A 15463-nucleotide genomic window follows, 5' to 3' on the forward strand; every position below is an offset into this window, starting at 1 on the left:
CAAATTAATTCCACACCAGTCAACAACAATAAATACAAAAATAAACCAAGTTATTAATATTAAATATAATTTAACTTAAAATAAGCACCAATCAACACCAATAAATAGTTAAACCATTAGACTCTTAATCTATTGGTCGTGGGTTCGAACCCCACACAACCCACCAGATTTAAAAACGATCTATTCACTTTAATTATCAAATCTTTGTAATACATACGCTTTTGTTGGCGCAGTATGATGTTGGCTAAAGTACAAACGATTCTCTTCAGTTCCATTGAGAATTCTGTCAATATCCATAATCAAGTTGTTCTGCGCATCTACTTTATAAAAAAATTGAATCCCCTCTATTCTGTTCACAATGATTTCATGCTGAGCTTCATCATAAATCCATGTATTCTTTTGATAGCTTCGATTGGATTTTATATCACTGTTTTCATAGCTTATTTTGCCCATATATACAAAAGTACGATGTGCAGTTCCATCTGCAAGCAAGTTGATAATAAACTCTGCACTGCCCTGATCACACTTCGCAAATGGATCATCACAGCTGATTTGAACATGATAGCGCCCAACAAAGGCTTCTGCCTTGGATGGTAAACTTTGATGCTGTGGTGAAAAGCCTTTCACCTCAGCCATTGCGGGTAAGGTCGCCTGACCTGCAACCTCACTCAGTTTTTTACCGTCATTTGCAGGTACGGCTTGGGTTGCTTCTTGCAGTGCAATCTCACTAGATGAATGCTGTGTATCAGAAGAACTCTGCTGTTTATTGTTCGATTTTGAAGAATCACAAGCACTCAATAAGCTGCAGATACCTATACCTAAAATCCCAAGGAAGCTTGTTTTATGAACCATCAAATGCATAAATCCCAATAACCCAAATATACTGAGTAAAAACATGCAAAACATTCATCTGCATGCGCATATAGTATTGCGTTGTACCACTTCTCGAAATCTTCACGGTATTTTTTTTACAAAAGTATAAAAAACACATTTTTTTCAATTCGTCTGTACGTGGTTTACGTCCGCTTTTTTACAGTATTTTGAATAATTTAAGAAATATTGTTACACAGTATTAACAATTTTTATCGGCACTTTACTTGAAGAATTGTGTCATAACTCCATTATTAAAAGTACAGTGATTGTTTTTATATTGCTAACTCAAGACCTGTGACTGATAACTTTCTAAGGAGATTTAAATGACCAATTCTGGTTTATATCGTTCAAGCCGACATAATATGATCGCCGGTGTGATGGGCGGTATTGCTGAACGTTTTGGTTGGAATGTAACTTTGCTGCGTATCATTTTCGTGATTATTTCATGTATGAGTGCTGCATTCCCAGGTATTCTGGTCTATCTGATTCTTTGGTTAGTGATGCCTAAACAGAATTTACGCTTGAATGATCATCAAGCCTATCAGCGTCCTGTACGTACCATTTATGAAGAAAAAACCCATTAACTGAAATTTTTTAAACATTTTCCCTTTTCTGCTACAGCAGTTCCCCCAAACTGCTGTAGCTTTTTTTATTCAACACTGCTTCATTATTATGTTGAATTATTCAGCTGTTGTTGCAATGCAGCAATCATATCCGCACGACTGATAATCCCCACCAATTTCTGATTTTCAATCACAGGAATATAGTTAAAAGACCGCTCCACAAAATATGGTACAAGATCTTGAATCGGCTGAGTGGGTTGTACTGTCACGACCTGTCGATTCATAATCTGTTTGACGACGTGTTGCCATGAGGCTCTAGGATCAGTCGCTCGTTTAAACCACTCTACAATTTCATACAGCGCCAAGGTACCCACCAGCTCATAGCCGGCATTGACCACAGGTAAACTCATTAAATTTACCTGTTTAAACTTATCTAAAGCTTGGTGAATGTCATCCTGTTCATTTAGGCTAATCACGTCTCTACTCATAATATCCTGACAAAGAAATTCATGAACTGCGCGTGCATTGGCTTTCTCTTGCGCTTCTAAAATGATTTTTTGCAAATCATATTCACTGATGTCTAAAAGCTGGGTTTGATGCTCCAAGACCTCTTGGATATCTTGCGGTTGGATGGTGACTTTTTGTGTTGGCGTTGGGTCTTTAGATCGAACGTTGAGTTGTGCAGCTTGGGGATATTGTTTGCCTAACATCCGATTAAAAATAATCGCAATCACCAGCAAAAATACGGAGTTAATCAGCACTGGATAGAAAATAAAATGATAGCCCAGTTGATGTACCGAATCACCGCCCAATACCGCAGTAATTGCTACTGCACCACTCGGTGGATGTAGCGAGTCCGTACTCATCATCAAAAAAATCGACAATGCAACAGCAATACTGAATGCTTCAGTCGGATTGGAAATCAATAGCGCACATGTCACGCCAATCAAACCAGCTATGGTATTTCCAACCACCATATTCCAAGGCTGTGCCAAAGGGCTTGCAGGCACTGCAAATAGCAATACCGAGGATGCTCCCATCGGTGCGATATACCATGCGTTAAAGCCGCCTAATACATACCAACAGATCAGTGAAGATATTGCCAAGCCCAAAAGTGCCCCCAAACCGCAAAGTAAACGATCTTTTAGGGGTAACACTTTAAAATTAGGCTTTAAGGTATTTAACCATTCAAGTTGCGTATGAAACACGACAATCCTTTACTTTTGCGCTGTTGAAGTGCGAATTATACGTTGTTGTGATTATAAGGTGTATTTATTATCCATCTTAGATGTATAAATATTTCTACTATATTTCTCATAGAATGATTTTTTCATCGTGCATATTCAGTCAACTGCTCTAACCTTTTGCCATATTCTTGCATGGGGCAAAACTCGTACATGGGTGAACCTATATATCGCCCAGCGTTTTGACACTCCTGATCAACATAAGCTTTCCACAAACGTTGTGATTTCAGCACGTCTGTATAACGTTCTTGTTGATTGTCTTGCTGGCTTTGTTTTTTAATATGGTCTAATACTTTGACAATTTCTTTTTCATAGAATGCTTTGCCTTGGTGGCTACATATTTCTACAACAGCATTATTAATATTTCCCAATCCGAGCTCTTCAATTGTTTGATCAACACATTTGTTGTATATATCCGTTTTGATCTCGTGATTTTCTGCGTAAACCCCAGTGGAAAAAATCACGGTAGAAAAAATAATCATTTTTAGGCATGCTTTCATTATTAAATCTCATTTGTTGTTTTGATCATGGCTCAATATAGCAATAAATCTATTTTAAAAGCTTTATTTTTAGCGCCTAGCATGAGCTTAGTCGTATTGGTCACTTTTTTTCTTTTCATGAATCATCAATATGATGTGCAGTCCTTACTTACAGTGTTTGGTATCAGCTTAATGATTTATTTGATTTACTGTGTGATTGTCATTCCAATTGCATATGCACTTTCATTATGGCTTGCACACCAATATTGGCTCAATTTTTTCAGTATTTTCTTTGGCTCGATATTGATGTGGCTGATTGTTAGCATCATTGGCTATTTGATTTTTACTGGCTCACTGCCAACCCCCATCTGGAAATTATTCAGTGACTGGTTTTTCTATGCAATTTCAATCTTTTCAGGCTGTTGTTATTGGGGATTTTTAAAGCTATTTTCTTCTCAACCTAAACTTGATCAGAATAACTTAGAAAAAACAGATGCATAAAGACTGATAGTCGATGTAAAGGCTTTCTCGATCAAAATTCGGTATTCGCGCTTGCTCAGGTTAGTAAGTCACGAATCTGAGCAAGCGTCTGATTTAATACATTCGTTGCATTAATCTCAATTCTGAAGGTTTTGGAATTTTACCAGTTTGCCCTAAAGCACGATACTTTTGAGTTAAATCTTCGCGAACAATCTTGGCTTTCATCGGATTTTTAGTAATACCTTTAGCTCCATTTTCTAAACGATCCAAAAAATATATTCCGACCAAAATATTGTCTTGTTCATAATATTTTTGATATAACTCCATCGCCTTTTGGGGATCAGCTTTAATTAAATTTCCCTGTTCGTAATAGAGTGGTAAGTTCAACTGTGCGCGCTCATGTCCGGCTTCAGCTGCTTTTTCCAACCACATCATCGCCAGTTGAGGATTATAAATTTTTGACTGTTTCTGTGCATACAATTCCGACAAATTAAAATAAGCAGATTTTGGATCTTGATCATGTTTTGCATTTTCAGTTTCTTCAAATATCTCTATTTCATAGGTCAGATTTTCAAACTTTTTATCGCTTTTTAATAATCTTAAAATTGCCTGTTGTGCAGCAAGATTATGTTCATTTGCTCGGGTCGCAATTTTGTAATAATTCATGGCTTCACCCAAATGTGATTTTAAATAAGGTTTCTGTTCTGCCATTTGCCCCATCATGAAACCGATAAAACCATCAGCATCAAATTGTAAAGAATAGATGCGCCAAGCTTTTTTCCAATATTTGAGTGCTTTTTGCTCATCCAATTCAGCACCAATACCATACGCATATGCATAACTTAAATATGCCCATATTGGGGTTGGATAATCATCTTGGTCACCCATGTGCTTTTCAATCGAATGAAATATAGAAACTGCAGATTCTTTCCTGGCAGGATCAGCACAATGTTGATTCAGTACAGGATAAAAAATATAGGCATCGGCACTTCCCTTTTTAACAGCATCCAGCAACACCTCAAAAGCCTGAGCTTGGTCAATTTCAACCTGATCACCGTAATACAACTTTTGCGCGTTCACCATTAAGTTATAAATTTCCAACCCGTCGGGATCTACTTCAGATGCCTGTTTTGGTGTTGGCTGCATCTGTTGTTTTTGTTCCTCAGAAAGTCCCAGTTGACGAAATAAAATATTTAAAGCTTGATGCATTGCTTTGGTATTTGGGTCTTCATCAGTGGGTGATTGTACATAATGATCCCACAATAGTTTTTGGTTATATCCTTTATTTAATTCATAAAATTCTTTAAAAATAGGTGCTGTCTGTGGAGCAAAACAAGGAGCTTTCTCAATATTTTCCGCATAAGTTGCTGATACAAAACCCAAAGTTATAATATAGACTAAATAATTGAATTTTTTCATAAGCACTTTCTCATTTTGATATCAGTATTAAATTTAAAAATTTTTAAATTATATATCAATAATTCAAATATTTAATTTTATTTAAAGTTTAATTTTTCAACAGTTCTCAAATACCCCCATAATAAAAGCGAATATACGAAAATTTATGTATAAGGCAAACCAGTATCAGCATTTAATAATATGAACGAATTTTTCAAGCTAGACTTCCGCTATTTTGCATCATTTGGTCCATGAAAATCTTAATCATGATTTTTAAATAATTCATTTATTTAACGTGAAATAAAGCCTCATAACATCATCCTGATCCGTGCTTAATAGCTAACTTTCAAAAATCAACTCACAACCCAAAAGTTCATATATTTATTTTTTTTATGTTAATATCAAATATATAATTTAACTTCTTAATTATTAATGATGAACAAAACACCCCTTTTAATTACTTTAATTTCTTGCGCTTTGCTTACCGCCTGCTTCTCTTCAAACGAACCTGTGATCCTGGAAACCCAGCAGATTGAAATTGCAAACACCCCTTCCAGTGTACTTGAACTCACACTGATCAAAAAAGGTAAAATCTGTCTGTTAAAGACAAAAACAAGTGCAAAAAATACCCCGCCTATTGAAAAAGACTGGGCTTTTTTTAGAGATGATCTCATCTTAATCTCTGAGAATTCCACCTCTGAATCCGCCATCAACCCAGACTCCCCAGATGCTGAAACCGAAGCGCATATTCAAGAAATGAAAATAACAAAAGAGGCCCATCAAATGAAAAGTTTTATCTCAAAAGAAAATCTAAAAAAATGTACCTGAGCTGTTCTGCGATCGGTATCAATATTTATAGACTAACCTTTGCCACACCTCCGCAAAATCCTTATACTTAGAACCAATTTTTTCTAATACTTATAGTGGATGCTGCATGAGTCGCGCCATATCGCATATTGATACATTCCAAGGCTTAATTCTTGCCTTACAAAACTACTGGGCTGAACAAGGTTGTGTAGTGTTACAACCTTACGATATGGAAATGGGTGCAGGGACATTCCATACTGCAACATTCTTACGCGCACTTGGTCCTGAAACATGGAACGCAGCCTATGTTCAACCATCACGTCGTCCGAAAGACGGTCGTTATGGCGAAAACCCAAACCGTTTACAGCACTATTATCAATTCCAAGTGGTGCTTAAACCAAATCCTGACAATATTCAACAGCTTTACTTAGATTCTTTAAAAGCGATTGGTATTGATACTTTGATCCATGACATTCGTTTTGTAGAGGATAACTGGGAATCTCCAACATTAGGTGCTTGGGGCTTAGGTTGGGAAGTTTGGCTGAATGGTATGGAAGTTACTCAATTTACCTACTTCCAACAAGTTGGCGGTGTTGAATGCTATCCTGTTACAGGTGAAATCACCTATGGACTAGAGCGTTTGGCAATGTATCTACAAGGCGTAGATTCTGTTTACGATTTGGTGTGGACCAAAGGTCAATTCGGTACTGTAACCTATGGTGATGTTTTCCACCAAAACGAAGTTGAGCAATCGACCTATAACTTTGAATATGCCAACGTTGAAAAAATGTTTGAGCTGTTTGACTTTTATGAGGCCGAAGCCACACGTTTAATGGAAGCCGAGCTTCCACTTCCTGCATATGAACAAGTCATCAAAGCATCACACAGTTTTAACCTGCTTGATGCCCGTGGTGCAATTTCTGTGACTGAGCGTCAGCGTTACATCTTACGTGTCCGTACTTTGGCACGCTCTATTGCACAAAGCTATGTGGCTGCCCGTGCGAAATTAGGATTCCCAATGGCTGAACCGCATTTACGTGATGAAGTATTGGCACAGTTGAAGGCGCAAGTTGAAGCAGAAGCAAAAGCTGAGGAGAATAAATAATGTCTAAACATACTGTTTTATTCGAACTTGGCTGTGAAGAATTACCCCCTAAAAGCCTAAAAACTTTACGTGATGCCTTAAAAGCTGAAACAGAAAAAGGGTTAAACGAAGCGGGTTTGGCATTTGAAGTCATTGAAGCTTATGCTGCACCACGTCGTTTGGCGCTCAAGATCGTCAATGTGGATGGTGCTCAAGCTGACTCTCAAAAACGTTTCGATGGTCCTGCTGTTCAAGCAGCTTATGATGCAGAAGGGAAACCAACCAAAGCTTTAGAAGGCTTCATGCGTGGTCAAGGCATTACGGCAGATCAAGTATCAACATTCCAAGCGGGTAAAGTTGAAAAAGTTTGCTACTTAAAAGATGTCAAGGGTCAAAGCCTTGACGTTTTACTGCCACAGATTTTACAAACAGCATTGGATAACCTGCCTATTGCTAAACGCATGCGTTCTGCTGCAAGCCGTACTGAATTTGTTCGCCCTGTGAAATGGGTGGTATTGTTGAAAGATAACGCTGTAATTGACGCTACCATTCAAGATCATACAACAGGCAATGTGACTTATGGTCATCGTTTTCATGCACCTGAAGCCATTGTATTGGCAAATGCAGATGCATATTTAGATGCACTACGTAAAGCCTATGTTATTGCTGACTTTGCAGAGCGCCAAGCGATCATTGATCAACAAGTCAAAGCTTTAGCAGATGAAGTGAATGCGACTGCGATTGTACCTGCGGATCTTCGTGATGAAGTGACTGCATTGGTCGAGTGGCCAGTTGCGCTTCGTGCCAGTTTTGAAGAGCGTTTCCTTGCAGTCCCTCAAGAAGCTTTGATCACGACCATGCAAGACAACCAAAAGTATTTCTGTTTGGTCAATGCTGAAAACAAACTACAACCTTATTTCATTACGGTTTCAAATATTGAGTCTAAAGATCCAACTCAAATTATTGAAGGAAATGAAAAAGTTGTACGTCCGCGTTTGTCAGATGCTGAATTCTTTTTCTTGCAAGATCAAAAACAGCCACTCGCATCTCGTAAAGACAAATTGGCCAATATGGTATTCCAGGCACAGTTAGGGACTCTTTGGAATAAGTCTGAACGTATTGCTAAATTGGCTGTGGCATTATCTGCAATCACAGGTGCAAAACCTGCGGATGCTGAAAAAGCCGCACTACTTGCTAAATGCGACTTAACTTCTGAATTAGTCGGTGAGTTCCCTGAACTACAAGGGATTGCAGGCACTTATTATGCTCGCATTGAAGGCGAGAATGATGAAGTTGCTGAAGCTTTAGGTGAACAATACCTGCCTAAATTTGCGGGTGATGTGCTACCAAAAACCAAAACCGGTACAACACTTGCGCTTGCTGATCGTTTAGATACGCTGACTGGTATTTTCGGTATTGGTCAAGCCCCAACAGGTTCGAAAGATCCATTTGCTTTACGTCGTTCTGCAATTGGTATCTTACGCTTAGTGACTGAAAATAATCTTGATGTTTCTATTGAAGAATTAATCAAGCTGGCTTTAGCTGCATATGGCGATGTATTGAAAGACCACGAAAAAACTTTGGCGGATGCAGTGGCATTCCTTGAAGGTCGTTATCGTGCTAAATACGAAGACCAAGGTGTTGCCGTTGATGTGATTCAGGCTGTTCAAGCACTTTCGCCAAAATCACCTTTAGATTTTGATAAGCGAGTTACCGCAGTGAATCATTTCCGTGATTTGCCAGAAGCTGCTGCACTTGCTGCTGCAAATAAACGTGTTGCAAATATCTTGGCGAAAGAAGCCGCACCTACAGGTGAGATTGTTGAAGCGAAATTGGTTGAAGATGCTGAAAAAGCACTTTATACAGAGATTCAAACTATTCTTCCTGTTGTTCAGCCGCTTCTGGATGCAAAAGACTACACCACTGCACTTTCCAAGTTGGCAGCACTACGTGCACCAATTGATGCTTTCTTTGAAGGCGTTATGGTTATGGCGGATGATGTCGAGTTAAAAGCAAACCGCTTACGTTTACTTGCACAGTTACGTGATTTATTTACAAGTGTTGCAGATATTTCAGTGTTACAGCACTAATTACGGCTATTTATAGTCATTCACCAATGACTATTGCTATCCTCAAGCTCTTGAAAGAGCTTGAGGATTACATAACAAAAAATAATCAGAATTTATCTCATGGTGCTGTTGCAACATTCAGTGATGTAAAACCAGTTGCTGAAGCTTTACTGTATTCAAAGTTTTTACCGTCTATAACAAGTAATCTAAGTGCAGTTGAAACATGCCATGATCATCAAGGGCATATGTAAATTTTTTCTGCTCTTTCCTCATTTAATCTTAGAAGAATACATTCTCTGGGAATCAGGAATTCAGTATTGGGAGCAATTTTTTACCTTTACAGTGACCTGACTGGTTTACAAGTGTTGTGAATATTTCTGTTCTACAATATTAAGAAGTTGCATCATTGAAAAATAAAATATAGACAAAGAATGTAATTTTTTAAAATAGTCTTTAACAATCAATAACTAAATAAATCCTAATCTGCTCAATGATTTGTATAAACTGAATATGACTTTTTCTATCTGAGCTTAAAAGTAATGGCTAATAAAATCATATTTTGTGCAATATTCATCACACTCGCCCTCACCGCCTGCTCAACAACACCCACCAATCCAAACGCGCCAACTATTCTAGAACAACACAAGAATATCTCGGCACAACCCAATACCAAACACAACCTCGCCCGTCTTATTCGACAAACAGATAACTGCGTGATTGAATTTACAGGGAACTTTGAAACAGGAAAAGCAACTGAGCATTGGATTTTTAAAGGTGAACAATTGATCTCAGCATTTTCAAATGTAGATGCAGATATTGAACAAAAACAGACTGTTTTTGATCCTAAAGATGCTGAAACACTAAAAAACTTCAATTCACTCAAAAACAACTTTAGAGCATCAAATCTGGAAAAATGCAATTAATCTCGGTACTTCACTTTGCTATGTTGGTAGAGCTAAATACAAAATCATTTAGCTCTTTTAGCCACATAAATCACGGGATAGAACCAAAAAATCACACCAATCAATCCGATCGCTGCAAAAATTAAGCTATTCGGGAGGTAAGTCGCAACCCAATCATAAATTGGATTTAAACCCAATTTAAAAGAATTCATCATCGCGTATAGTAGGGCAGACATTAACATATGAGGAAAAATGAGGTGTAGAATAGATAGCTGATATCTCTTAAAATATTTTGCAAAATAAAAACTTGGAACTAAATAGAGTAAAAATAAAATCGCCGTTGTAATCCAGCCAATCATTTGATGACTGAGAGGAATTTCCTCTCCACAAGCACAGGCAAAACTCGGTCTAAAAGTTAATAATATACTTAACAACACCAGGATTTTTATATTGTTCATTATAGGAATTAGATAGGGACTGATGCCAAAGCTTATGTGTTTTCTGTTTCAATGACAAGCTAGGAGTGCCAATAGAACATAGTTTTAGAATAGTGGTTTTTGGTTTATAAGTATCAGAATTTTAAATTTAAAAATTTATAAATTTCCCCCAAAAATAGAACTTAATATTTATTCACAATTTTTACATTAGTGTTAAAACTGTGTAGATATGCTGTTGCTGTTTTATCTCAAAGACGATTTCCATCCATATTTCACATTATGATAGGCAACACTCAAACTTGAAATCATTCAGGTATAGGATAAAACGAATTATGAAGAAAATGCTTAAAACAACAGTGATCGCTACAGCCCTTTTAGCTAGCTCTCCTCTTCTTTTTGCCAACACAAATGTTAGCGCGAATGCTTCTGCAGAAGTCAATGCGAATGGTGGAGGTTTACTCAGCAATATTGGTCAGGGTATCCATAATACAGCAGACAAAGTCGGGAATGGCATTGAAAAGGGTGTCGATAAAACCCGAGAAGTCTCTAAAGATGCTTGGGATGGTACAAAAAATACTGCTGTTAAAGTCGGTGATGGTATCGAAAAAGGTGTTGATAAAACCCGTGATGTGTCCAAAGAGACTTGGGATGGCACCAAGAATGTTGCGGGTAAAGTAGGTACGGGTGTTGAAAAAGGTGTCGACAAAACCCGTGAAGTATCTAAAGATGCGTGGGATGGCACAAAACACACTGCTGACAAAGTCGGTACAAGTGTTGAAACCGGTATTGATAAAGGTAAAGTTGCAAGCAAAGGTGCTTGGGAAAATACCAAAAAACTAAGTTCAGAAGCAGGTCACAATACTAAAGAAGCAGCGGTAAAAGCGAAAGACAAAACCAAATCTGCGACCAGTAAAACATGGCAAAAAACCAAAGACTTGGTTAAGCCAAAATCAAGCAACACGGGTGCGAAAGTAAATTCACATACGCAAGTGAAAACCCCAGTAGGTAGCGCAAAGGTTGGCGTATCAACCGAAGCAAATATCGCAGCCAAATAATTGAATCGGATTGGATTTAATACAATATCAAGATGAAAAGCCCACATCCGTGGGCTTTTCTTTCCAATGCCCAGTAATAATCTCCAACTTGTATTGTTATATTTTGCTGTTGTGGATTTATTACCATTTCAGCTTGTTATTGAATGAAACAGTATGATTACCCAATATGATTCGCAGCGTTAATAAAGTCATCATAAAGGAATGAAAAACATGGTGAAGATAAAAAGTTTATGTATGGTTACTGCAATTTGTGCAACATCATCACTGTATGCTCAAACAGGCACTCAAACCCAACCTTATGGTGATAATCCCAATATATTTAGAGTCCTCGCCCATAAGACAGGTGAAGCAGTACAAAATACGGCTGAAAAAGTAGGAGATGCAACCGAAAAAGGAATTCAAAAAATCAAACCATCCTTTGATGAAACCATTGAGAATACGAAAAAATATACCAGTGAACAAGCCACGATTGCTCGAGACAATACGCGTCAAGGCATAGACACCGCAGTCAAAAAGGTTGAACAGACCAAAGATCGTGTGATGGGCAAAAACAGCTATAACGTGCCAATAGAACAAGGCAGCTTGAGTCAATCATCAACTACTGCAAACTCAGCGAATCCCCATACCGTAGCCAATGTTCCAAACATTTCTAACCAAATTATTGCAAATCCATCAACGCAAGAATCAGTTGCGCCATCAGCACTCAAAACACAAGCTTCTCAAAATATTCAATCAGATCAACAAGAGCTTGAAATCAAAAAACAAAGCTTGCCTATAGAGAACCAGAGCAACATGCCGAGTCCATCATCAACAGACTCAACCCGAAATGATGATACCAATATACCCGCAGATGATGAGGCAGGTGTACCAAGATAGCCCCTCACTCAGATCGTTAAAGCTTAGATCCAGGGAAGACGTGATTGAAAGAGCAATAATGCAGTTATAATTTTATTTATAACATGATGTCTGTTTAAGATTTCAGTGATTCACCTGACGAATCACTTTCCCCTGTTGAAATGCCTCAAAATTTTCCACCATTTGATTGACGATACGTTGCCGAGCATCAACACTTCCCCAGGCACTGTGCGGGGTGATAATCAGGTTTGGAATATCCTCTGCAAGCAACACATTTCCTTGTTTTGGAGGTTCAACAGAAAGTACATCTGTCGCTGCGCCTGCAATCTTGCCTTGTCTTAATGCATCCGCCAAAGCCTGTTCGTCCACGATGCCTCCACGGGCACAATTGATTAAAAATGCAGATTTTTTCATTGCGTTCAGTGCTTGTGCATCAATCAAGTCCCGTGTTTCATCTGTTAAAGGACAATGTAAAGAAAGAAAATCGACTTGCGGAAGTAGATCAGCAAAAGGAATTCGTGCTTGATGCTGTGGGCGGCTTGGCAGTGCCCCTACCAGAACCTGCATACCAAAAGCTTCAGCTAATTTGGCAACCGCTTGTCCCAATGCTCCATAACCAATGATTCCCAAGGTTTTCCCTGACAGTTCTACAACAGGAAAATCCAATAAACAGAAAATTGGTGATTTATTCCATTGCCCCTTCTTAACGGCACGATCATATTTGAGCAAAGAAGTTGCTAAAGCCAGCATCAATGTCAGGGTATGCTGTGCAACTGCTGATGTACCATAACCCTGACAGTTGCATACCACGATGCCTTTAGATTTGGCTGCATCTAAATCGACATTGTTGGTACCCGTTGCCGAAATTAATATGAGCTTTAATTGCTTCGATTGAGCAATTGTTTCTGCATTGATCAATACTTTATTACTGATGATCACATCGGCATGCTCTACACGTGCTAATACCTGCTCAGTCGTGGTCGAGGGATAAAGGATAAGTTCGTCAAAAGCTGCGTTTAACTGACTAAAATCCAAATCATTTTTGTCTAAAGATTCATAATCTAAAAATACAGCCTTCATTGCGTCGCTTTTACCTTATTGTTCCAATCATTTGCACTAGCTTGTTTATAGCATGAAATTTTCACAGATTTTCATACTGGTCTTTATCATCTGTTCAACATATAACACCATTCATTCAACATTGAAAATCAATCCTGTCCAATCAAATGATTTTAGGATTGTGATGATGCTTGCGGAAAGCCAAAAGTATTATTTTTAAGCGCCAATAGATATGCATTGGTCATACGGTAAGCTTCTTGAATAATGGCTTCTGAAATATAACTTTCATTGTAATAGCCATGTTTCATACAGGTAAAAACCAATTCCATTAAAATCGTTAAAGTATCAGGTTGTTGAGGAACATAATTATCGACCTGAATCATTTCCAATGCTTTACGTACACCCTCACTGACTTTTTTCAACTCAATTTGGTACTCAAGATATGCTTGCCGCGTAAAAGGACCGCTGAGAATAAGCAGGCTGGCAATTTCAGATTCATTGAAAAATTTAGCCGTGGTCCGGATCATACTTTCTGAAAGGAGTTGCCCGTAGACTTCAATGCTTGCTCTGGGGTTGTCTGTTAATACTCGAACAGCCGCTTTCCCCAATTGTTTGACCAAATCATTCAAGTGTGCGAGTGCTATATGACGCAGAATATCGTATTTCGTCGGAAAAAACTGATAAATACTGGTACGAGGAACGCCCGAAGCATTGGCAATTTCAGGGATGGAAATCTTTTCAATTCCAATGGATAACAATAACTCTTGTGTAGTTGCCAGCATTTTTTCCATTCTTTTTTGCGAGCGTTCTTGTTTTGGCTGACTCACTTTTTTGGTCATTTTCTTTAAAACTGACGTTGACGTTATTTTGATCATCAGATAATCTCTCAAAAAATCCAACAAATGTTGGCTTTTAAAACTTCCTTGTTTTCATAAAAAATATAGAGGAAAACGGAAATGAATTTACCCCTTTCCGATGTACATGTATCCAAGCTGAACAAAACCAAGAACTTTGCTGATCCTGAAGATGAGCAACGCAGTCATCGAATTCGTAAAGCGATTTTGGAAGCTGGGAATCAGTTACGAGAACGCCATCCTTGGCTGGTTCAATATCAGGATCAAATCGGTTTGAGTATTCTGGGTATTGCCGTTACGGGGATTATTTTCAATATAACACAATACGCTCGTGGGAAAATGGCTTGGTATGTGGCAATTCCACTTTCTGCATTTTGGATGTCAATTTTGCATGAACTAGAACACGATTTGATTCATCAAATGTATTATCGCAAGGATAAAAAAATAAATGATGCCATGCTGGCTGCGGTATATGCCTTCCGTCCAAGTACAGTCAATCCTTGGATACGTCGTGAAGTACATCTCCATCATCATAAATCCTCGGGAACAAAAACAGATCTGGAAGAACGCGGTATTAACAATGGAGATAAATGGGGTTTAAAACGCTTGATCATGACAGGTGACAATATGCTGGCTGTTTATCTCCGCCCCATCACCATGATGAAAACCACCAACCGTTTTATCCATGCACAGAAGAACTTATCAAAAGTTGAAAAACTTAAATTGAAGGCAAAACTTTCTGCAGCTTATGCACCATTTGGATACCTTCATTATGCTCTTTGGCATAGCTTTCTATTGATCAGTGCTGCCAAATTGGCAATGAAAACTCTGGGGATTTCGCAACCTCAAAATCGCGTATGGAAATTTGCTGACAAAGCGACAGCATTCTATGCTGTGAGTATTGCTGCACCCAATTTCCTACGCACCCTCAGTTTGCACTTTACCAGTTCGAATATGCATTATTACGGCGATGTCGAAGATGGCAATGTTGTCCAACAATGCCAAGTATGGACTGACTGGCGTATGAAGCCTCTACAAGCTTTCTGTTTCAACTTTGCCGGTACTCATGCAATTCATCACTTTGTTGTTCGTGATCCATTTTATATTCGTCAAGCCATTGCACAAGCTTGTTATCCCGCCATGAAAGAAAATGGGGTCCGTTTTAATGACTTTGGTACATTTAAACGTGCAAATCGCAGATTTTAGGGGGCTATGTTTTTATAACTGAGAAAATAATTAATTCAGTTTAGGGAGATTTTTGGCATAGGATCTACTTTTTAATTTAAAAAAACACGATTGGGATT

17 protein-coding genes are annotated in these 15463 nt (G+C 38.2%); 10 read left to right on the forward strand and 7 right to left on the reverse strand.

Features of this window, described 5'->3' with window-relative positions:
• Window positions 1-189: 189 nt before the first annotated feature.
• Complete coding sequence (locus IMO47_RS01385) at window positions 190-852, reverse strand: hypothetical protein (RefSeq protein WP_196077307.1); 663 nt, start codon at window positions 850-852, stop codon at window positions 190-192.
• 344 nt (window positions 853-1196) lie between these two features.
• Between IMO47_RS01385 and IMO47_RS01390 the strand changes: the two genes are divergently transcribed.
• On the forward strand, window positions 1197-1457 hold the full coding sequence (locus IMO47_RS01390; RefSeq protein WP_196077303.1) for a PspC domain-containing protein: 261 nt from the start codon (window positions 1197-1199) through the stop codon (window positions 1455-1457).
• An 86-nt stretch (window positions 1458-1543) separates the two neighbouring features.
• On the opposite strand, the gene IMO47_RS01395 is transcribed toward IMO47_RS01390, so the two are convergent.
• A complete protein-coding gene (locus IMO47_RS01395; protein WP_196077302.1) occupies window positions 1544-2644 on the reverse strand; it encodes an HPP family protein in 1101 nt (366 codons plus the stop codon).
• Window positions 2645-2766: 122 nt separating this feature from the next.
• A complete protein-coding gene (locus tag IMO47_RS01400) occupies window positions 2767-3180 on the reverse strand; it encodes a lysozyme inhibitor LprI family protein (RefSeq protein ID WP_196077301.1) in 414 nt (137 codons plus the stop codon).
• A 27-nt stretch (window positions 3181-3207) separates the two neighbouring features.
• Here IMO47_RS01400 and IMO47_RS01405 point away from each other — a divergent pair, with 27 nt between their 5' ends.
• Window positions 3208-3660 (forward strand): hypothetical protein, encoded by a 453-nt coding sequence (locus IMO47_RS01405; protein WP_196077300.1) that lies wholly within the window; start codon window positions 3208-3210, stop codon window positions 3658-3660.
• A 93-nt stretch (window positions 3661-3753) separates the two neighbouring features.
• Here IMO47_RS01405 and IMO47_RS01410 read toward each other — a convergent pair whose 3' ends face one another.
• Complete coding sequence (locus IMO47_RS01410; protein WP_196077299.1) at window positions 3754-5058, reverse strand: SEL1-like repeat protein; 1305 nt, start codon at window positions 5056-5058, stop codon at window positions 3754-3756.
• A 411-nt stretch (window positions 5059-5469) separates the two neighbouring features.
• On the opposite strand from IMO47_RS01410, the gene IMO47_RS01415 reads away from it, so the two are divergent.
• From IMO47_RS01415 to IMO47_RS01435, 5 genes are all read left to right on the forward strand, one after another.
• Window positions 5470-5865 (forward strand): hypothetical protein, encoded by a 396-nt coding sequence (locus tag IMO47_RS01415; protein WP_196075689.1) that lies wholly within the window; start codon window positions 5470-5472, stop codon window positions 5863-5865.
• 106 nt (window positions 5866-5971) lie between these two features.
• Entirely contained in the window at window positions 5972-6949 is a 978-nt protein-coding gene (gene glyQ / locus IMO47_RS01420) for a glycine--tRNA ligase subunit alpha (protein WP_196075690.1), read from the forward strand.
• Window positions 6949-9018, forward strand: coding sequence for a glycine--tRNA ligase subunit beta (gene glyS / locus IMO47_RS01425; RefSeq protein ID WP_196075691.1), 2070 nt, complete (start codon window positions 6949-6951; stop codon window positions 9016-9018). The genes glyQ and glyS overlap by 1 nt, the downstream gene beginning before the upstream one ends.
• Before the next feature lie 26 nt (window positions 9019-9044).
• Window positions 9045-9248, forward strand: a complete 204-nt coding sequence (locus IMO47_RS01430; protein WP_196075751.1) for a hypothetical protein — start codon at window positions 9045-9047, stop codon at window positions 9246-9248.
• Window positions 9249-9536: 288 nt separating this feature from the next.
• On the forward strand, window positions 9537-9920 hold the full coding sequence (locus IMO47_RS01435) for a hypothetical protein (RefSeq protein ID WP_196075692.1): 384 nt from the start codon (window positions 9537-9539) through the stop codon (window positions 9918-9920).
• Window positions 9921-9964: 44 nt separating this feature from the next.
• Here IMO47_RS01435 and IMO47_RS01440 read toward each other — a convergent pair whose 3' ends face one another.
• The gene (locus tag IMO47_RS01440; RefSeq protein ID WP_196075693.1) at window positions 9965-10357 is read right to left on the reverse strand and encodes a hypothetical protein; all 393 of its coding nucleotides are present in this window, start codon (window positions 10355-10357) and stop codon (window positions 9965-9967) included.
• Between the two features lie 311 nt (window positions 10358-10668).
• Between IMO47_RS01440 and IMO47_RS01445 the strand changes: the two genes are divergently transcribed.
• Entirely contained in the window at window positions 10669-11391 is a 723-nt protein-coding gene (locus tag IMO47_RS01445; RefSeq protein WP_196075694.1) for a hypothetical protein, read from the forward strand.
• A gap of 210 nt (window positions 11392-11601) precedes the next feature.
• Window positions 11602-12267 carry a hypothetical protein gene (locus IMO47_RS01450; protein WP_196075695.1) on the forward strand — a complete coding sequence of 222 codons (666 nt, stop codon included), beginning with the start codon at window positions 11602-11604 and terminating at the stop codon, window positions 12265-12267.
• 102 nt (window positions 12268-12369) lie between these two features.
• On the opposite strand, the gene IMO47_RS01455 is transcribed toward IMO47_RS01450, so the two are convergent.
• Window positions 12370-13326: a 2-hydroxyacid dehydrogenase gene (locus IMO47_RS01455; RefSeq protein WP_196075696.1), complete on the reverse strand. Its 957-nt coding sequence runs from the start codon at window positions 13324-13326 to the stop codon at window positions 12370-12372.
• A 152-nt stretch (window positions 13327-13478) separates the two neighbouring features.
• Complete coding sequence (locus IMO47_RS01460; RefSeq protein WP_196075697.1) at window positions 13479-14180, reverse strand: TetR/AcrR family transcriptional regulator; 702 nt, start codon at window positions 14178-14180, stop codon at window positions 13479-13481.
• A gap of 81 nt (window positions 14181-14261) precedes the next feature.
• Here IMO47_RS01460 and IMO47_RS01465 point away from each other — a divergent pair, with 81 nt between their 5' ends.
• Window positions 14262-15365, forward strand: a complete 1104-nt coding sequence (locus IMO47_RS01465) for a fatty acid desaturase (protein WP_196075698.1) — start codon at window positions 14262-14264, stop codon at window positions 15363-15365.
• The last annotated feature ends 98 nt before the right edge of the window (window positions 15366-15463 follow it).

This window comes from Acinetobacter sp. Res13-Abat-PEC15-P4-01 (assembly GCF_015676285.1).
Lineage (GTDB): Bacteria > Pseudomonadota > Gammaproteobacteria > Pseudomonadales > Moraxellaceae > Acinetobacter > Acinetobacter nematophilus.